Origin of the sequence: Arthrobacter rhizophilus (assembly GCF_026241105.1) — a bacterium.
Lineage (GTDB): Bacteria > Actinomycetota > Actinomycetes > Actinomycetales > Micrococcaceae > Arthrobacter.
This window is the reverse complement of record NZ_JAPFFT010000026.1, coordinates 1-17,473: the sequence shown is the minus strand read 5'-3', so window position 1 is coordinate 17,473 and position 17,473 is coordinate 1. Positions and strand designations below refer to the sequence as shown.

Genomic DNA, 17,473 nt, shown 5'->3' with positions numbered 1-17,473 from the left:
ACACGAAGGAAAGACTTATGGAAACCATCGGCACCCAACCGAAGGCTGGCGTTCTCGTGCCGCCGACGCGGGCCTCGAACCTTACCGTGTCCGTCATCGGCACCGGCTATCTGGGTGCAACCCACGCAGTCTACATGGCCATCCTTGGCCATGACGTCATCGGCATAGACGTGGACGAGGGCAAGATCGACGCTCTCTCCCGAGGTCTGCTACCGTTCTTCGAACCCGGGCTGCGCGAACTCCTCTGCCAGGCCTTGGCAACTGGACGGCTGAAGTTCAGCACCGATTTCTCCGCGGCGGGGCCAGCTGATCTTCATTTCATCTGTGTCGGCACACCACAGGCGCCTGACTCAGACGCCGCTGATCTGCACTTCGTGCACGCCGCTGTTCGCCGGCTTGCCCAACATCTGCACCGCAGGTGCTTGATCGTCGGGAAGTCCACTGTGCCCATCGGCACGGCGGCGCGACTGGCGTCCCTGGTACGTTCGTTGTCGCCCGGAGGAAGCGCGGTGGAACTCGCTTGGAACCCGGAATTCCTGCGGGAGGGGCACGCCGTCGAAGACACGCTCAGACCCAACCGCCTTGTCTTCGGAACTGCCAGTGACTGGGCCCTCGCGCAGCTGTCCAAATGCTACCTGCCGCTGATTGAAGCCGGCACTCCCGTGGTTGCCACCGACCTGGCAACCGCCGAACTCGTCAAAGCCGCTGCGAATTCATTTCTCGCCACAAAAATCTCCTACATCAACGCAATGGCGGAAATCTGCGAGGCCACCGGCGCCGACGTCAATCATCTGGCGGACGCGCTTGCCTACGACACCCGGATCGGCGGGCAGTTCCTCAAGCCCGGATTGGGTTTCGGCGGAGGGTGCCTGCCCAAGGACATCAGGGCTTTCGCCTACCGGGCGCGTGAATTGGGCGTGGGACAGGCCGTGAGCTTCTTGCACGAAGTGGACCACATCAATCGACGCCGCAGGCAGCGGACCGTCGACCTCATATCCGATCTCGCTTACGGAAACCTCGACGACGTCAAAGTCACCGTGCTCGGCGCGGCGTTCAAACCGGACTCCGACGACATCCGGGACGCCCCTGCCCTGGACGTCGCACGGATGCTCTACGCGGCCGGCGCCAAGGTCACTGTCTTCGACCCCCAGGCAATGGACAACGCCCGGAAGAAGTACCCCGAACTAAGCTACGCAGCCGGCCTCGAAGAAGCGGTGACCGGCGCGGAGGTCGTGGCGCTCCTCACCGAATGGGCGATCTTCCAAGAAGCCGACCCTGTCAGGCTCGGCCAACTCGTCGCTCGGCGAAATATCGTCGATGGAAGGCACGTCCTTGACCCAAGTGCCTACCGGGCGGCCGGCTGGGACTACCGTGCGCTGGGCGTCCCTTCTCCCTTGAACTCCCTTACCCTCCTGCCGGCCACAATCCCCGGCCTCGTCGATGACACCGCATCAGTTCAATAGATCGTCCATGACAGGTGCGCCCTTGTCGTTATCGGTCAACGGCGCGAGTCCCCAGGAAGCTTCGATTGTGCGCAAGAGGGAGTAGTGGCTATACGGGGCCCCGGACTGGTAGCCCTTCTTTGCGGCCGGTCCAGCGAAAATCGTCCCCACGGCGTTGCTTTCGTCGCTGCCCTCATCCCACGTGATCACCAAGAGGGACTTCTGCGTCACGAATGCGGGTGAAGCAAGGATCTGGGGAACCTGCTGCGCAAGCCACGCATCGCCGGTCTCCACCGGGCAGTCGTGCATGTCATTGCATAGATTCGGACTGATGAAGACATAGTTCGGAAGGGTGGAAGCGGAGGCCAGATCTGCGTTGAACCGCGTGAAGGGCACCACGTGCGACCCGCAATTATTCCTGTCGCCGGTTACGCCTGGGTAGTACATGAAAGGATTGTGCCTCACTGCGTATTTGCCCGAGTTACTGGCCACACAAGGGGCCGGCATGCCCTCGGCGTACATCTTCCAGCTCCGGCCCGATTGCTCAATCCGGTCAACGATGCTGGGGACTGCCGCCGTACAGTTAACACCCGGACTGCAGTCGTCCGTTATTCCGGCGGTGGTGCCACTCGTGAGGGCAAGGTAATTGGGCAGGCTCGGATGGGTGAGGGCCTGATAGTTGTTGGCCAGGGCCGATTCGGCGGCAAGCTTGTTGATGTACGGAGCGGCAGCCTTGCCGAGGACGTCCGCGGCGGGTTTGTTCTCCTCAACAATAATGACGACGTGATCGAAACCACCGGCGCCGGGAGCGACGGTGCCGGTCGATTGCGAGGGAACTGGCCCTAACGGCGAGACTGATCGACCGACGTCGGGAACTGACGGCGAGACTGAGTCCGAACCCGAGGGGCCGGCTGAGGGACCTTGGGGCTGGCATCCGGTCGTCAGCACCAGCGTGAGAAGACCAACGACCACAAGACGGTGCCTGCTCTTGGCTCGCATCCCCTGATGATATGCGCGGTGTGCGGATCCGGCTATACCCGAGATACCGGTTCGATCGATGTCGCTGGGCGTGCCCCGACCCGAATCCTTCCAAATGGTTACCCGATTGGAGGGGACCGGAACGGATCTGCGCAGCGTCGGCCATTCCGAATCGGCGCGAAGCGGGATCAGCCCGGCCTGGGCTTCAAAGGCGCAGCGACCGGTGAATACAGCGGTTCCGACATTCAGATCGCCGGCGGCGTCATCTGGAAGAAGATCTACAACGACACGCTCTGTAAGTCGGGGACAACAGGTGAGCAGCCGAAAGTCGACCAGTACTGAGAATCCGGAGCATCGTGAATCTCCCTGGCCCGGCAATACAAAACCCCGGCTGGAATCCCAGCCAGGGTTTTGGCGACTACTTACGTCCCTGCCTAGGCGAGCAGGGAAGGCTTCAGCTTCTGCAAACGTCCCAGGAGGCCATTGATGAACGCAGGCGATTCATCGGTGGACATGACCTTGGCCAGGGCCACTGCCTCGCTGACCGCCACGCCGTCCGGGACGTCGTCGTTGTAGAGGAGTTCCCAGGCGCCGATACGCAGAATGATGCGGTCAACCGCGGGCATGCGCTCAAGGGTCCAGCCCTGGGCGTAGGTCTGAAGGAATTCGTCGATGGTCGGCTGCATGGCAACCACGCCCTCGACGATGTCGGTCGTGTACGGGTTGACTACGAGGTCAGTCATTTCCCGGCGGGCCTTCAAGACCTCGAAAGCGGAGGCGGAACGCTGCTCTGCCTCGAACAGTACTTCGAGGGCCCTGTTACGGGCCTTACCACGAGCACTCACTAGTCGTTGACCCGGCCCAGGTAGCTGCCGTCGCGGGTGTCGACCTTGACCTTGGTGTTGTTCTCAACGAACAGGGGCACCTGGATCTCATAGCCGGTTTCGAGGGTGGCTGGCTTGGTTCCAGCGGAGGAGCGGTCGCCCTGTAGGCCCGGCTCGGTGTAGGTGATTTCGAGGACGACGCTCGGCGGCAGCTCGATGTAGAGCGGGGTGCCCTCGTGGATGGCGATGTTGACCATCTGGTTTTCCAACATGAAGTTGGTGGCGTCGCCTACCGTAGCACCGGACACCGTGATCTGGTCGAAGTCCTGGGTGTCCATGAACACGAAGTCCGCGCCGTCCTGGTACAGGTACTGGTAGTCGCGGCGGTCAACGGTGGCGGTTTCGATCTTGAGGCCGGCGTTGAAGGTCTTGTCCACCACCTTGCCAGACATGACGTTGCGCATCTTGGTGCGCACGAACGCGCCGCCCTTGCCCGGCTTGACGTGCTGGAACTCAATGATGTTCCAGAGCTGGCCCTCGAGCTTCAGCACGGTACCGTTCTTGATGTCATTTGTGGTTGCCACTAGTATCCTCTGGTTTCTCTCACTGGTTCTAGCTACGCCTTCTGGCTTCCAGCCGACTATGCCAAGCAGGCATGCCTTGACGGCCGCCAGCGCGTATTTATCAAAAATCCAAAGACCATTCTACCGGCAAATTGCGCCGCGCCTGCCGCGCCCGCTGTTCAACAGGCGAACGGGTCCAGGAGGCGCCCCCGTTCAGGAGGCAAGCTCGAGGACGTTACGGGCACGCTGCAAGGCGACAGCGGAGGAGTAAATCAGGGAAGCATCGGCTGCCAAGGCAACGCGCAGGTCCAGGTCCTTGGTGAACGATTCCGCTGCGGCAACGGGATTTCCGGCCACAAAATAGGCCCTCCCCAAATATTGGTGGACGATCGGTTCCTTGGTTGTTCCCTGGACTTCTCCGAGCAATTGGCGGAAGAGCTCCACAGCGCGGTCGAAGCGGTTGGTGGCACGGTGCAGTTCAGCCTCGAAGATCCTGAGTTTGAAGGACTCGGGATCCTTGTAGCGGGCCTCGGCCAGCAGCTCGGCGGCCGCGCCGGGGTGGCCTTCGAGCATGAGCGCCATGATGCGGTCAGCAGGATCGGTGGACTCAGCCAACGCGGACTGCAGGGCTTCCTCGTTGACGATGTGCGGCAGGAGCGTGTCCGGGTTGGTGCGCACTCCAGGGAACCCGCCGGTAGGCCAATCACTGACGCTGCTGAACGTTTCAGTCGTCATGATGCAATCTCCTGGTAGGCGGCGAAAAGCAGCGAGGTGTCGGGGACGTCGAGGATTCCGGGCTTCGCGACGCCGTCGAGCACCACAAACCGCAAGAGGTCGCCGCGGGACTTCTTGTCGCGGCGCATGCCATCAAGCAGGCCCTGCCAGCGGTCCCGGCGATAGGTGACGGGCAGCCCGAGTCCCTCAAGGATCGTGCGGTGCCGGTCGGCGTCGACGTCGGAAAGCCGGCCGACGCTGCGGGAGAGCTCGGCGGCGAACATCATGCCGACGGAAACTGCCGCGCCATGACGCCACGAGTAGCGTTCCACGAGTTCGATCGCGTGGCCCAGGGTGTGGCCGTAGTTGAGGATCTCGCGCAGGCCGGATTCCTTCAGGTCTTCGGAAACCACTTTCGCTTTGACCGCGATGGCACGCTCGATGAGCTCGCGGAGCACCGCCGAGCCCGGGTCTGTGACTTCCTCAGGCTTGTTTTCGACAAGGTCCAGGATGGCGGGATCTGCAATGAAGCCACACTTGATGACCTCGGCCATTCCGGAAATCAGCTCGTTCTTCGGCAGCGTCTGGAGCGTGTCCAGGTCAGCCAGGACGGCAGCGGGCGGGTGGAAGGACCCCACCAAGTTCTTGCCCTCCGCTGTGTTGATGCCGGTCTTGCCGCCCACAGACGCGTCCACCATGCCGAGGAGGCTCGTGGGCATGTGGATGACCTTGACGCCGCGCAACCAAGTTGCCGCGACAAATCCGGCGAGGTCGGTGACAGCGCCGCCGCCCACCGCAACGATCGCGTCGGAACGGGTGAAGTCGTTCTGGCCAAGTACCTGCCAGCAGAAGGCCGCAACCTGGATGTGCTTGCCCTCTTCGGCGTCGGGGATCTCAGCCGTGACGGCGGTGAATCCCGCCGCCTCGAGCTCCGCGCGCACCGTGTCGCCCGTAAGTCGCAGGGCGCGCGGGTGAACCACGAGCACACGCTTCACGCGCTCCCCCAGCTTCGCGGGAAGGGTCTCCAAGAGGCCGCGTCCGACGACGACGTCGTAGTTTTCGTTCGCGGACTGGCCGGTGACCTTGATGACAGTTGCTTCGTTGCTCACTTTTGCACTTCCTCTTTCAAGGCCGCGTATTCACGCAGTCTTTCCTCCACGTGGAGGGCGATTTCCGCCACGGTTCCAGACCGCACATCGACGGTGACGTTTGCCAATCGTTCGTAGACGGGACGCCTGGCGGCAAACAGGGCTTCCCAACGCGCCATGGCGTCTCCCGCCAGGAGCGGCCGGCCAGTGTTGCGGGCGATGCGCTCGGCGACCGTCTCCGCATCGCATTCGAGATAGACCACAGTGCAATCGCCCAGGAGCTGTTGGGTGCCGGAATCCAGCACGGCGCCGCCTCCAAGTGAAACAATCCCGCCGCTGATGTTCGCGGCTTCGACAGCACGCGCGACGGTCCTGGCCTCGATCTCCCGGAAGGCATGCTCTCCGCGACCGGCGAAAATATCCGCGATGGTCCCGTGGTGCTCAACAATGACGACGTCCGTGTCCACAAACGGCACGCCCAATTGCTGGGCGAGCTGGTGGCCAATGACTGACTTGCCGACGGCCATCGGTCCCACCAAAGCAATCGCAGGCCCGTGACCGGCGCCCGAGGTACCGCGGACCACTAGTGGCCGACCGAGTCCAGGTTTGCCGGAATGCTGTCCAGGTAACCCCGAAGGTTTCGTGCGGTTTCAGCGACCGAGTCACCGCCGAACTTCTCAGCGACAGCTTCGGCCAGAACCAGGGCGACCATGGCCTCGGCGACAACACCTGCAGCCGGGACGGCACAGACATCGGAGCGCTGATGGTGGGCCTTGGCGGCTTCGCCGGTGCTGACGTCAATGGTCTTCAGTGCGCGGGGGACGGTAGCGATGGGCTTCATGGCGGCGCGGACTCGCAGGACTTCGCCGATGCTCATGCCGCCTTCAATGCCACCTGCCCGGTTGGTCTTCCGCACGATGCGGCCGGCCTCGTCCTTGACGATTTCGTCATGCGCAGCGGAGCCCCGGCGGGCAGCCGTGAGGAAGCCATCGCCGACTTCAACGCCCTTGATGGCCTGGATGCCCATCAGGGCCGCAGCCAGGCGGGAGTCGAGGCGACGGTCCCAATGCACGTAGCTGCCGAGTCCCGGCGGAAGGCCGTAGGCCAGAACCTCGACAACACCGCCGAGAGTCTCGCCTTCCTTATGTGCTGCGTCGACCTCGGCCACCATGGCGTCCGAGGTCTCACGGTCGAAACAACGCAAGGGGTCGGCGTCGAGGGCCAGGACATCGGACGGCACAGGCAACGGCCGACCCTCCGGAACAGTGACGCTCGCGATGGAAACCGTGTGGCTGACGAGTTCGATGCCGAGCTGCTTCAGGAATTGGGAAGCGACTGTGCCAAGGGCAACGCGGGTGGCGGTTTCCCGGGCGCTGGCGCGTTCAAGGACAGGGCGCGCTTCGGGGAAGCCGTACTTCTGCATGCCCGTGAAGTCTGCGTGGCCGGGCCGGGGACGGGTCAGGGGTGCATTGCGGGCTTGGTCGGCAAGAAGGGCGGGATCCACCGGGTCTGCAGACATGATCTGCTCCCATTTGGGCCATTCGGTATTGCCGATCTGGATGGCGACGGGTCCGCCCTGCGTGACGCCGTGCCTGACGCCGCCGAGGATGTTCACTTCGTCCTGCTCGAACTTCATCCGGGCACCCCGACCATAGCCGAGGCGGCGGCGCGCCAAGGCGTCGCGGATTTCCCCGCTGGTGAGTTCCACACCGGCGGGGACGCCTTCAACAATTCCGAGCAATGCCGGGCCATGGGATTCACCGGCAGTCAACCAACGCAACATATAACCAATCCTGCCATGTAAGGCCCCTAGTAGACCCGCCGGGGCAGCCCGACTGAGTCGCACATCACATCTATGACATCGGCGGTGACGTCGGCGCCGGAAAACAAGCGGATTTGCCCCACAGCTTGGTAGAGCAGCATTTCCAGCCCGGGTACCACGACGCCACCGCGTGAATGCCATACTTCGGCAATCCGGCTGGGCCATGGATCGTAGGCGACATCGAGCAGCACGCCCCAGACGCCGTCAGGAAGCTTGCCGGGGAGCCCGTCAAGCTGCGTGGCAATGCTGTCCGCCGCCCGCGGCGGAAGTGTGGAAATCACCAGGTCGGCTCCGGCCATGCCTTCAGCCGCCTCGGCCATCGGCCGGAGTTGAACGGCGAGTCCGACGGCGGCAGCGGAGGCTTTCGCTTCGACTGCCCGTCCGGCGTCGCGCACGTAGACGTCAACGTGTGTTGAACCCAGTTCGTGGAGCGCCGCGATGGCCGCGGCGGACGTTCCGCCACCGCCAAGAATCGCGGAATTCGGCCGCTCCCTGACCCCGGCATTCTTGACGGCGTCAACGATGCCGGCCACATCCGTGTTGTGGCCAATCCGCCGCACACCGTGCTCGGTGGCTTCAAACGCGACCGTGTTGATGACGCCCAAGTGCGCACCGGCCCCACGGACCTCGTCGACTTCGTCCACCATGGCCGTCTTGAGGGGCATGGTCACGGACAAGCCGCACCAATTGTCCTTGGCTTCAAGGGCCGCCATGAAGGCCGGCAGCCGCTCAACGGTCACGTCGATGGCTGAGTAGTCGATATCGAGCCCAAGCTTCGCATAGGCCGCGCGGTGGAGTGCTGGTGACTTCGAGTGGCCGATGGGGTGCCCCAGGACGGCGGCACGTCTACTCACACGCACCGTCCCGCGTTGGCGGCACACCATGCGTTGTACTGCTCAACGTACTTGCTGTGTTCCGCCAACGTGCTGGAGAACTTCGTCTCCTTGGTATCGAGGTTGATCGTCACCCAATAGAGGTAATTGTTGGCTGTTGGCTTCGCAGCAGCGTCGATCGCCGTCTTGCCGGGCGAGCCGATCGGGCCAACCGGCAGGCCCACGTTGGCATAGGTGTTGTACGGGTTGCTCTTGTCGGCCTTCTGGGCATCGGTCAAATGGAAGGTCTTGGTACCGAGGCCGTAGGTGACGGTTGCGTCCGACTGGATGAGCCCATTCGTCTCCGTATTGCCTGGCTTGAGCCTGTTGTAGATGGCACCCGCCACGTTTCCGTAGTCGGCCTGGCCACCTTCAGCCTGCACAATGCTGGCGACAGTGATGGCCTGGTACTGCTTAGTCGGATCCGTGACGCCCTGCGCCTTGAGCTCATCGGTGGTCCCAGTGACGAGCTTCTGGAGGATGTCCTTGGCTGGGGTCCCAAGTGGGAAACGGTACTCCCCCGGTGCCAGGAACCCTTCCAGGTTCTTTGCGGGGGCCGGGACGCCGAACTGCGCAGGCGAGTCGCTGAGGGCCTTCAACTCGGACACAGGGATACCTGACCCCTTGGAGATCGCATCGAGCGACTCCCCGATTCGAAGTCCCGCACTCAGCGCGAAGTACATCACCTTGGAGGCGTCCTTGTTAAGGAGGACATTCACGGCATCGGAGTTCTTCATTTCGGTGCGGAACGTGAAATCGCCCGGTGAGAGTTCACCCCCGGCCGCCGTGAATGCGGCCAGGAACGTGTCTGCGTTGGCAATGACGTGCTGGTTCTGGAGGCTGGTGGCGACCAGTTTGGGGCCGGATCCCGGGGCAACCGTGACGGTGACGGAACCTGTGCCCGGGCCGGGGTAGTCACTGACCTTGTCCATGCCGAGCAACGGCTTCAGGAACTGGGCTCCGACCGCAACAGCGGCGACGAACACCGTGAGGGTCAGCAGGAGTGCGAGGAGGCGACGACGGCGCCGGACTTTCTTCGACGGAACCTTTGCCACCGGAGTCGCTGCCGGGATGAGTTCATGTGCATCGTGCTCGTCATGGACTTCGTAGTCGAAGTGGGGATCGTGGTGCTCATAACCTTCGTCATGTGGATGCACTTCGTGGAACTCGTCGCCGTGTGCGGCGTCGTAGATCGGAACGGCGTCGTAGTTCTCGGCATCGTGAGGAACCGCGGAGTCAGGGTGCACAGCGATAGGGTGCACGGTGTCAAGGTGCGCGGTGTCCTGGTGAGGGACGCCAGGGAGCACAGCATCTTCGTGGACGGCGTCTTGGAGCTCTGCGTCTTCAGGTGAAGCCTCGTGTTGTTGCACGTTTTCCTCCGGTTGAACCACATCGGACTGCGGAGGAAAGTCCCCGGACGGCCCGGCTTCGCCGCGAATGCCGTCATCGTGGAGTTCCGGGGCGTGGGACGGCGTTTCAGGGGCCGCCGGCGCGTAGTGCGGAACATACGCGGCCTGAGGCTGCGGTACGGCGGCAGGTTCAAAGTGGACAGGCACCGGCGGTGGCAACACCTCCTGGTTCTGAGTCTCCAGGAACCGTTCCCTGGCGCGGATTTCACGACGAGTCAGCGGCCGGGTGCGGCCTTCTGATGCGTCGTTGGAGGGGTCGTTGTTGACCGGGCTCACAGTTGTCTTCCCCTCGTTGGAGAGTGTGGATCAATGCCGGAGGCCGGCAGCGGCGCATTGGCACCGTCAATGTGTTGGGGTGGCGCCGGCGCTTGCACGCGCCTGCCCACATCTGCACCTCTGGTTTTTTGCATGTCGATCGCGTGCTGCAGAATTCCGGCAGCGGCAACCTGATCCACTACTTTACGATGATCCTTGCTGCTCATGCCAGCCTCACGGAGATTGCGGTGGGCCGTCACGGTACTGAGCCGCTCGTCCACCATGTTGACCGGAACGTCGAGTCCACTGCGCAGCAAGTGGGCTGTGAGCAACTCCGCGTAGTCGTTGGCCATAATCGCGGATGCGTGTTCCTCGCCCTTCATCGTGCGCGGTAGCCCGACGAAGATCTGGACTACACCGAGCTCCGCGACCTGCCGGACGATCACACCGATGTCGGAATTCTTCTTGGCGTCCCGGCTCACCGTCTTGAACGGCGTGGCCAGGATCCCGTCCGGATCGCAGATCGCAACTCCCACACGGACGGTGCCGACGTCTACCCCCAGTTTGATTCCCCGGGGGTAGTCGTCGTTGTTCGCAATGGCCTCCAAGATCAGTGCTTGGCGATCGCGTCCACAACGGCCGCTAGGGCCGGTGCGATCTTCGCGGCGTCTGTTCCTCCGCCTTGGGCGACATCGTCCTTGCCGCCGCCACCGCCGCCGAGGATTCCTGCTGCCACCCGGACCAGGGCGCCTGCCTTCACGCCCGCGTCACGGGCGGCTTCGTTTGTGGCCACGATGATGACGGGACGGTCGTTGCTGACACCTGCCACAGCCACGGTGGAAGCGTCGGAGCCGAGCCGGTTGCGCAGATCCATGGCGAGGCTGCGGAGGTCGTCCGCTCCCCCGACCTGGCCCGCGTCGTGCGCCACTACCCGGACGCCTCCGGCGTCCTGTGCCGTGGCAACGAGGTTGGCCGCGGCCGCGGTCAGCTGCTCCTTGCGGAGGCGGTCGAGTTCCTTTTCGGTGGCCCTGAGCTTGGCCAAGGTGCTGGAGATCCTGTCTGCCAGCTGGCCCGAAGGCACCTTGAGCATCTCGGTGAGCTCAGTGACCAAGGCGCGCTCGGCAGCGAGGTGCCGGAAGGCGTCAAGGCCGACGAAGGCCTCCACGCGGCGGTTTCCCGAACCGACGGACTGTTCGCCGAGCAGCGACAGGCTGCCGATGAGGGAGGTGTTGGCCACATGGGTGCCACCGCAAAGCTCACGGGACCACGCGCCGTCGATCTCCACGACGCGGACTTCGCTGCCGTAGTTCTCGCCGAAAAGGGCCATGGCGCCGAGGGTCTTCGCCTCCGCGAGGCCCATGACCTTGGTGTCCACGTGGAAGTTGTTGCGGATGGCGATGTTCGAGACCTCTTCGATTTCGGACTTCGTGGCCGCGCTCAATCCCTCGCCCCAGGCGAAGTCGAAGCGCAGGTATCCGGCTTTGTTAAAGGAGCCACGCTGGGTGGCTTCCGGGCCGAGGATTTGATGCAGGGCAGCGTGCACGATGTGCGTGCCCGTGTGGGCCTGCTCCGCTGCATGGCGGCGTTCGCGGTCGACGGCGGCGCGCACCAAGGCGTCCGAGGCGATCTCGCCTTCGCGGACGATCGCCTTGTGGACGCTCAGGCCCTTCACGGGGCGCTGGACGTCGAGGACCTCGACGACGAAGCCGTCGCCGGTGATGAGGCCCTTGTCGGCGGACTGGCCGCCGGCTTCGGCGTAGAACGGCGTCTCGTTGAGCACGAGCTCGATCTCGTCGCCCGTGGAAGCATGGGCGACACGCCGTCCGGCGCTGACGATGCCGCGGACACGGGCTTCGCCTTCCAACTCGGTGTAGCCGGTAAAGACGGTCTCCCCTTCGGCCAAGAGCTCCTGGAAGGCTGAGACATCGGCGTGTCCACCCTTCTTGGCCTTGGCATCTGCCTGGGCGCGCTGGCGCTGTTCCAGCATGAGGCTACGGAATTCGGCTTCGTCAACCTTCAATCCGGCTTCCTCAGCCATTTCGAGTGTGAGATCGATCGGGAACCCGTAGGTGTCGTGCAGGGCGAAGGCATCTTCGCCGGACAGCGGCTTGCCGGCAGCCTTGGAGAGCACCACGGCTTCTTCGAGGCGGGCGGTTCCGGAGGCGATGGTGCGCAGGAAGGCTTTTTCTTCGGCATAGGCGATGCGGCTGATGCGGTCGAAGTCGGTCTCCACCACCGGGTAGACGCCCTTCATGGCGTCGCGGGATGCCGGAAGCAATTGCGGGAGGCAAGCCTCTTCGACTCCGAGGAGGCGCATGGCACGGACGGCCCGGCGGATGAGCCGACGCAAGACGTAGCCGCGCCCTTCGTTGGACGGCGACACGCCGTCGGAGATCAGCATGAGGGCCGAACGGATGTGGTCGGCAACAACGCGCATCCGGACATCGTCCGTGTGGTGCGGGTCGTCAGCGGACTCGGCAGAGGTGTATTCCTTGCCGGACAGCGCCGCGGCCCGGTCGATGACCGGACGGACCTGGTCCGTCTCGTACATGTTCTCGACGCCTTGCAGGATCATCGCGAGGCGCTCCATGCCGAGGCCGGTGTCGATGTTCTTCTTGGGGAGCTCGCCAGCGATGTCGAAGTCCACTTTCGAGCGGACATTCTCGATCTGGTACTGCATGAAAACGAGGTTCCAGATTTCGACATAGCGGTTTTCGTCCGCGATGGGACCGCCTTCGACGCCGTAGGCCGGGCCGCGGTCGTAGTAGATTTCCGAGCACGGACCAGCGGGACCAGGCTGCCCGGTGGACCAGTAGTTGTCAGCCTTCCCCATCCTCTGGATGCGTGAGGCAGGGATGCCGGTGTTCTTGAGCCAGAGATCCTGGGCTTCGTCGTCTTCCTCGTAGACGGTCACCCAGAGACGCTCTACGTCGAGCCCGTAGCCGCCGTCGTCGACGCTCTTGGTGAGCAGTTCGAAAGCGAACTTGATGGCGTCTTCCTTGAAGTAGTCCCCGAAGGAGAAGTTTCCGCACATCTGGAAGAACGTGCCGTGGCGGGCGGTCTTGCCCACTTCCTCGATGTCACCGGTACGGATGCACTTCTGGACGCTCGTGGCGCGGTCGAAGGGCGGCTCCTCACGGGCGGTCAGGTAAGGAATGAAGGGAACCATGCCGGCCACAGTGAAGAGCAGGGAAGGGTCGCTGGATACGAGCGACGCTGAGGGGACGGCGGTATGACCCTTGCTGACAAAAAAGTCCACCCAGCGTTTGGTGATCTCCTGCGACTTCATTAGCTGATTACTTACCCTTCTCAATTCACTGCACATGAGTTTGTGCGCGGCCCTGGCAGTTGCCATTGCCGCAGCTTCTAATTCTGCCTTGTTGACGGCCGCTTGGGCGAACCGCGGTGGCTATCGGGTGACGGCGTCGGGCTCGTTGATGCCGAGCGCGGACCGGAGGTCGGCTTCCCGCTCATTCATTCCGGCGCGCACTGCGTCGGCGAAGTCATACACGCCATCAGCCAGCCGGGCTACGGCGCGGTTCAGGCCGTCGGGACCGATATTGGCCTTCGCTTCGGTGATCTTGCGGAAGGCAATGATTCCGATTGCCACGCCGATCCCCATCCAGACGATTCTTTTCACTGTTTTCCTGACGTACGAGGGTCGTGACTTACGAACGGGTTCAGCGGCTGCGGCGGCCGCTGCTCGATTTGCGGCGGTTGGAAAAAGCCGTACGCACTCCGTAGCTGAATGCGGCCACCTTGATGAGCGGTGAACCGACAGTTGCGGCCACCAGTGAGGACAACGCGGAGATGTTGGCTGAGGCATCGGAAACGTTGGAGGTGATGCCGTCCACCTTCTTCAGCTGCTGGTTGGTCGTGGAGACCGTCGCCGTGACTTCATCCATCAGGGGCGTCGCTCCGTCGCTCAGCGAGCGGATGGAGGTGCGGACTTCGTCAAAGACCCGCCCAAGTTTGAGGATCGGGACAGCCAGCAGCAGCACAAGGAGCGCAAAGACTCCGGCCGCGATCAGGCCTGCAATATCGCCACCAGTCATGGACACTCATCTCCTAGCATTTGTTGCGTTGCGGTGGGCGCGCCGTGCGGCTCCGCACTGACGGCCCCCGGCATGGCTCCACCAAGTACCTTACATACAAAGAAGCCCGCGGCGCGTGCCACGGGCTTCTTTGTATGCGCTTGCTGGAATTTAGCGAGCGTAGAATTCGACGACGAGCTGCTCTTCGCAGGTCACGGGGACCTCGGAGCGCTTCGGGCGGCGAACCAGGCGTGCCTGCAGGGCGTCAATCTTGACGTCCAGGTAGGCCGGAACGACGGTCAGGACGTGTGCGCCGGCTGCTGCAACCTGGAACGGAGCCATGACTTCGCTGCGGCTGTGAACGTGGATGAGCTGACCTTCCGCGACGCGGAACGACGGACGGTCCACGCGAATGCCGTCAACCAGGATGTGGCGGTGCACAACCAGCTGGCGGGCCTGGGCGATGGTGCGGGCGAAGCCTGCACGCAGCACGAGTGCGTCAAGACGCATTTCGAGCAGTTCGATCAGGTTTTCACCGGTCAGGCCCTTGGTGCGACGTGCTTCTTCGAAGGCACGGGTCATCTGGGCTTCGCGGATGCCGTACTGGGCGCGCAGACGCTGCTTTTCGCGCAGACGTACGGCGTAGTCGGAGTCCTGCTTCTTGCGGGCACGGCCGTGCTCACCGGGGCCGTACGGGCGGCGCTCCATGTACTTGGCGGCCTTGGGGGTCAGAGCGATGCCGAGTGCACGCGAGAGGCGTGCAGTACGGCGAGCACGAGTGTTGTTAGCCACTTGTGTCCTTCCAATATCTGCGGTGTGTCAGTGTTACTGGCCTCCATGAGGGAGAGCATCGGCCAACCGCTGCCTTTTGCTACGGGGCGCAGGGCACAGCGTCAAAACGTGAATTTTGATGGAATGTGCGTCCGTGCCTTGCCAGACAAGCATCCATCCTACCATGAGGACTACTTGCCCCGGATGATCCTGCGTAGCCGCTCAAGGCGGGGGGCAATGTCCCGTTCCGCTCCGTTTCCAGTGGGTTCGTAGTAGTCCTTGCCCACCAGGTCATCCGGCGCGTATTGCTGGGTGGCCACGCCGTGCGGCGCGTCGTGGGCGTAGGTGTAGCCCTGGCCGTGGCCAAGCCCCTTCGCTCCTTGGTAATGGGCGTCCCGCAGGTGCGCCGGAATTCCGGTTCCCATCCCCGCGCGTACATCGGCAATGGCTTTGTTGATGCCCATATAGGCGGCATTGGACTTTGGCGCAGTGGCCAGGTGCACCACGGCTTCGGCAAGGATGATCCGGCCCTCGGGCATGCCGATCAGCTGGACTGCCTGGGCAGCGGCGACGGCGGTCTGAAGCGCGGTGGGATCCGCCATGCCGATGTCCTCGGCAGCGGAAATGACGATCCGGCGGGCCACGAAGCGAGGGTCTTCGCCGGCTTCGAGCATGCGCGCCAGGTAGTGGAGGGCCGCATCGACGTCCGAGCCGCGGATCGATTTGATGAACGCGCTGGCGACGTCGTAGTGCTGGTCCCCTGCCCGGTCGTACCGGACGGCGGCCACGTCCAGGGCCCGCTCCGTGTGGCGGAGTTCGACGACGACCGGAGCCTCCGGTGCGCCATCACCCGCGAGCCCCTCCTCTTCGGAGGCGTCGCCGTCGTCGTTCCGGTCCCCGTAGGCGACGCCGGCGGCGGCCTCGAGCGCCGTCAGCGCGCGGCGGGCATCCCCGCCGGACAAGCGGACCAAGTGCTCAAGGGCTTCCGGACTGAGCTCCACCTTCCCTGCCAGGCCGCGGGCGTCGGCAACTGCCCGCTGCAGGAGACCTTCGATATCGGGGTCCGTGAGAGGTTTCAGGGTGAGCAACAATGACCGGGACAGCAGCGGCGAGACAACCGAGAAGGACGGGTTTTCAGTTGTAGCCGCGACCAGGACCACCCAGCGGTTCTCGACGCCGGGAAGCAGGGCGTCCTGTTGGGCTTTGTTGAAGCGGTGGATCTCATCAAGGAACAGCACGGTTGTTGTCCGGTAAAGATCGCGGGCGGTCAGGGCATTCTCCATGACAAGCCGGACATCCTTGACGCCAGCGGTGATCGCCGACAACTCAACGAACTTCCTGCCGGGTCCGCGGGCGATGACGTGGGCAAGCGTCGTCTTGCCCGTACCCGGCGGTCCCCACAAGATGACCGAGCTTGGACCTGCGGGACCGGCGGCGTCCGCTCCCGCGGCAAGCTGCCGCAACGGAGACCCCTGGCCCAGCAAGTGCTGCTGTCCCACGACGTCGTCCAGTGTCCGGGGCCGCATGCGGACGGCCAGCGGACTCCGCGGCGACGCCGGACGCCCTGTGCCCGCACGTCCATCACCGGAACGGTTCGAATCCGCCGCCTGGCTGCCGGCGTCATCGTCGCTGTCCGCGCCGGCACCAAAGAGATCTTCCACATGGATAGGCTACTCATGATTCCAGCGAAGGAGACATCGACGTGGAGACCCGGCCGTCCGGCCCCAACGAAAAGCAACCCCCTCGGGCGGGGCGTACCGCATTCATCCCTGGTCCTCGGTTGCCCGGTTGGGTGGAGCGCTTCGCCGCGAGCCATGGCGCGCTTCAGGAAGAACCCGACGACGGCGGCACGCTTTTGCGGGCGGCGGACGGCGCCACAGCGCTTTTGAGAGCCCCCTGGCCTGTTGATGGAAGGCCCGGCAAGGGCATCAACGCGGTGGAGCGTTTGGCATCGCTCGCTTCACAGGAAAGGCGGCTCGGAGTCATTCTGGTCCGCCGGGGCGGCTACGCGGTGGGCGTAGTGAGCGGCGGCAAAGTGTCCGCGTCCAAATCGGGTTCGCGCTATGTGCAGTCGCGGTCCGCGGCGGGGGGATCCTCGCAGCAGCGGTTCGCCCGGCGTCGCGAGAACCAGGCCAACGCGCTGGCTAATGCAGTGGCCGGACATGCCGCCCATGTCTTCGCCGGCCAGGCTATTGAATACCTCGTCCTCGGTGGAGACTCCGCGCTTTCCGCAGCGGTCCTGGAAGATGCGGCGTTGAAGGAGTACGCGTCGCGGAAACAGTTGCCGTTTCTGGCAGTAGCCGACCCCAACGCCACCGTCCTTCGCAGGGCTGCGGCAGATGCGTGCGCCGTGCGGATCGAGGTCACGGATCCGCTTTAGTGGCGCGCAGCGCCAACACTAAATTGTCGGTGCCTGCTGCGATGCTGTGGGTATGGATCGAAGGACAGCCTGGACTGCGGAAAGCAGCGCGGCCGTGGAGGCCGTTGCCGCGTCCGTTGCCGTGCTTACCGCCTTCAGCGGCGGCGGCTCGGTGCGCGCCGAGACGGCCGGCCTCGATTCCCCGCGGGAAGCTGATTTCCCGCGGGACGCCGATCCACCACGTGACGCCGATCCGCTCCGGCGCCTGGCCGATGATTGCCTGGACGGCCTCGCCGAAGTGGCCCGGCTGGAAGCCCGGACCGCCGCGCTGAAAGCGAAACT

The 17,473-nt window shown here is 63.9% G+C and carries 17 protein-coding genes and 1 pseudogene; 3 read left to right on the top strand and 15 right to left on the bottom strand.

The window, feature by feature from the left end:
* The first annotated feature begins 17 nt into the window (after nucleotides 1–17).
* On the top strand, nucleotides 18–1,463 hold the full coding sequence (locus OOZ51_RS18075) for a UDP-glucose dehydrogenase family protein (protein WP_265981155.1): 1,446 nt from the start codon (nucleotides 18–20) through the stop codon (nucleotides 1,461–1,463).
* Here the strand turns inward: OOZ51_RS18075 and OOZ51_RS18070 are convergent.
* From OOZ51_RS18070 to OOZ51_RS18000, 15 genes are all read right to left on the bottom strand, one after another.
* Nucleotides 1,452–2,414 carry an alkaline phosphatase family protein gene (locus OOZ51_RS18070; protein ID WP_265981154.1) on the bottom strand — a complete coding sequence of 321 codons (963 nt, stop codon included), beginning with the start codon at nucleotides 2,412–2,414 and terminating at the stop codon, nucleotides 1,452–1,454. The genes OOZ51_RS18075 and OOZ51_RS18070 overlap by 12 nt on opposite strands.
* A gap of 440 nt (nucleotides 2,415–2,854) precedes the next feature.
* On the bottom strand, nucleotides 2,855–3,265 hold the full coding sequence (gene nusB, locus OOZ51_RS18065) for a transcription antitermination factor NusB (protein WP_184735037.1): 411 nt from the start codon (nucleotides 3,263–3,265) through the stop codon (nucleotides 2,855–2,857).
* Nucleotides 3,265–3,828, bottom strand: a complete 564-nt coding sequence (efp, locus tag OOZ51_RS18060; RefSeq protein ID WP_028267136.1) for an elongation factor P — start codon at nucleotides 3,826–3,828, stop codon at nucleotides 3,265–3,267. The genes nusB and efp overlap by 1 nt, the downstream gene beginning before the upstream one ends.
* A gap of 192 nt (nucleotides 3,829–4,020) precedes the next feature.
* On the bottom strand, nucleotides 4,021–4,542 hold the full coding sequence (locus OOZ51_RS18055; protein ID WP_265981153.1) for a tetratricopeptide repeat protein: 522 nt from the start codon (nucleotides 4,540–4,542) through the stop codon (nucleotides 4,021–4,023).
* Nucleotides 4,539–5,630, bottom strand: a complete 1,092-nt coding sequence (aroB, locus tag OOZ51_RS18050; RefSeq protein WP_265981152.1) for a 3-dehydroquinate synthase — start codon at nucleotides 5,628–5,630, stop codon at nucleotides 4,539–4,541. Before aroB ends, OOZ51_RS18055 begins: the two co-directional genes overlap by 4 nt.
* A complete protein-coding gene (locus tag OOZ51_RS18045; RefSeq protein WP_265981151.1) occupies nucleotides 5,627–6,193 on the bottom strand; it encodes a shikimate kinase in 567 nt (188 codons plus the stop codon). The genes aroB and OOZ51_RS18045 overlap by 4 nt, the downstream gene beginning before the upstream one ends.
* Nucleotides 6,193–7,392: a chorismate synthase gene (aroC, locus tag OOZ51_RS18040; protein WP_265981150.1), complete on the bottom strand. Its 1,200-nt coding sequence runs from the start codon at nucleotides 7,390–7,392 to the stop codon at nucleotides 6,193–6,195. The genes OOZ51_RS18045 and aroC overlap by 1 nt, the downstream gene beginning before the upstream one ends.
* Nucleotides 7,393–7,418: 26 nt before the next feature.
* Complete coding sequence (locus tag OOZ51_RS18035) at nucleotides 7,419–8,285, bottom strand: shikimate dehydrogenase (RefSeq protein WP_265981149.1); 867 nt, start codon at nucleotides 8,283–8,285, stop codon at nucleotides 7,419–7,421.
* Nucleotides 8,282–9,988 carry an endolytic transglycosylase MltG gene (gene mltG / locus OOZ51_RS18030; protein WP_265981148.1) on the bottom strand — a complete coding sequence of 569 codons (1,707 nt, stop codon included), beginning with the start codon at nucleotides 9,986–9,988 and terminating at the stop codon, nucleotides 8,282–8,284. The genes OOZ51_RS18035 and mltG overlap by 4 nt, the downstream gene beginning before the upstream one ends.
* Nucleotides 9,985–10,575: a Holliday junction resolvase RuvX gene (gene ruvX / locus OOZ51_RS18025; protein WP_265981147.1), complete on the bottom strand. Its 591-nt coding sequence runs from the start codon at nucleotides 10,573–10,575 to the stop codon at nucleotides 9,985–9,987. The genes mltG and ruvX overlap by 4 nt, the downstream gene beginning before the upstream one ends.
* Before the next feature lie 2 nt (nucleotides 10,576–10,577).
* Nucleotides 10,578–13,256, bottom strand: coding sequence for an alanine--tRNA ligase (alaS, locus tag OOZ51_RS18020; RefSeq protein WP_265981146.1), 2,679 nt, complete (start codon nucleotides 13,254–13,256; stop codon nucleotides 10,578–10,580).
* A 120-nt stretch (nucleotides 13,257–13,376) separates the two neighbouring features.
* On the bottom strand, nucleotides 13,377–13,589 hold the full coding sequence (locus OOZ51_RS18015) for a hypothetical protein (RefSeq protein ID WP_265981179.1): 213 nt from the start codon (nucleotides 13,587–13,589) through the stop codon (nucleotides 13,377–13,379).
* A 58-nt stretch (nucleotides 13,590–13,647) separates the two neighbouring features.
* Nucleotides 13,648–14,022 carry a DUF948 domain-containing protein gene (locus OOZ51_RS18010; RefSeq protein ID WP_265981145.1) on the bottom strand — a complete coding sequence of 125 codons (375 nt, stop codon included), beginning with the start codon at nucleotides 14,020–14,022 and terminating at the stop codon, nucleotides 13,648–13,650.
* A gap of 150 nt (nucleotides 14,023–14,172) precedes the next feature.
* Complete coding sequence (gene rpsD / locus OOZ51_RS18005) at nucleotides 14,173–14,793, bottom strand: 30S ribosomal protein S4 (protein WP_265981144.1); 621 nt, start codon at nucleotides 14,791–14,793, stop codon at nucleotides 14,173–14,175.
* A 170-nt stretch (nucleotides 14,794–14,963) separates the two neighbouring features.
* Nucleotides 14,964–16,433 carry a replication-associated recombination protein A gene (locus OOZ51_RS18000; protein ID WP_265981143.1) on the bottom strand — a complete coding sequence of 490 codons (1,470 nt, stop codon included), beginning with the start codon at nucleotides 16,431–16,433 and terminating at the stop codon, nucleotides 14,964–14,966.
* Between the two features lie 41 nt (nucleotides 16,434–16,474).
* On the opposite strand from OOZ51_RS18000, the gene OOZ51_RS17995 reads away from it, so the two are divergent.
* Together OOZ51_RS17995 and OOZ51_RS17990 are read left to right on the top strand one after the other, a co-directional pair.
* Nucleotides 16,475–17,152 (top strand): acVLRF1 family peptidyl-tRNA hydrolase, encoded by a 678-nt coding sequence (locus OOZ51_RS17995; RefSeq protein ID WP_265981142.1) that lies wholly within the window; start codon nucleotides 16,475–16,477, stop codon nucleotides 17,150–17,152.
* Nucleotides 17,153–17,204: 52 nt separating this feature from the next.
* Nucleotides 17,205–17,473 (top strand): annotated as a pseudogene (locus tag OOZ51_RS17990) (hypothetical protein); the annotation flags it as partial.

What these genes read in the sequence shown, in the direction of transcription:
- OOZ51_RS18055 (WP_265981153.1), bottom strand. Translation starts at nt 4,542, where the DNA reads ATGACGACTGAAACGTTCAGCAGCGTCAGTGATTGGCCTACCGGCGGG.
- aroC (WP_265981150.1), bottom strand. Translation starts at nt 7,392, where the DNA reads ATGTTGCGTTGGTTGACTGCCGGTGAATCCCATGGCCCGGCATTGCTC.
- OOZ51_RS18010 (WP_265981145.1), bottom strand. Translation starts at nt 14,022, where the DNA reads ATGACTGGTGGCGATATTGCAGGCCTGATCGCGGCCGGAGTCTTTGCG.
- OOZ51_RS18075 (WP_265981155.1), top strand. Translation starts at nt 18, where the DNA reads ATGGAAACCATCGGCACCCAACCGAAGGCTGGCGTTCTCGTGCCGCCG.
- OOZ51_RS18015 (WP_265981179.1), bottom strand. Translation starts at nt 13,589, where the DNA reads ATGGGGATCGGCGTGGCAATCGGAATCATTGCCTTCCGCAAGATCACC.
- alaS (WP_265981146.1), bottom strand. Translation starts at nt 13,256, where the DNA reads ATGAAGTCGCAGGAGATCACCAAACGCTGGGTGGACTTTTTTGTCAGC.